The organism is Liquorilactobacillus sicerae (assembly GCF_029916425.1).
Lineage (GTDB): Bacteria > Bacillota > Bacilli > Lactobacillales > Lactobacillaceae > Liquorilactobacillus > Liquorilactobacillus sicerae.
In genome coordinates this window covers 1-413 of record NZ_JAHAVQ010000319.1, presented here as the reverse complement: position 1 = coordinate 413, position 413 = coordinate 1, and the positions used below count along the sequence as shown (strand labels likewise).

Annotated in this window: 1 protein-coding gene; it reads right to left on the bottom strand. The window is 31.7% G+C overall.

From position 1 onward, the window contains the following. Positions 1 to 174 precede the first annotated feature (174 nt). Positions 175 to 413, bottom strand: a 239-nt coding sequence (locus KH893_RS12635; RefSeq protein ID WP_281166378.1) for an aquaporin, incomplete at its 5' end; no start/stop codon positions are given.

The following is a 413-nucleotide window of genomic DNA, read 5'->3' as shown; positions in this document are numbered from 1 at the left end:
ATAATATATAAATGTAAACCAATCCCTAACCAGATTGGTTTTTAATTTTTTCTTTATAATTTTTTTGAATTTGATCAAAATAAAACCGTATTTCAAATTAATTTTTAAAAATACGGTCATTAATATTTTCGCAGCTTAGGCGTTGATCAAATTTTATTTTTATGATTCGACAAATCAAGCTTCGCTTTTTAAGAATGATTTAGAAAATAAAGCGGCTAGAATTGCACCAAATTCTGGTGCAATAATGTAAAGCCATAAATGTGAAAGGGCACTTCCACCGACAAAAATAGCCGGGCCAATTGAACGTGCCGGATTTAAAGAACCTCCGGTTAGATTTAAAGCAAAAATAATCAAGAAACCTAAACTTAAGCCAATTACAATTCCTGCGAAATCTCTGTTCCCATGATCCTCGC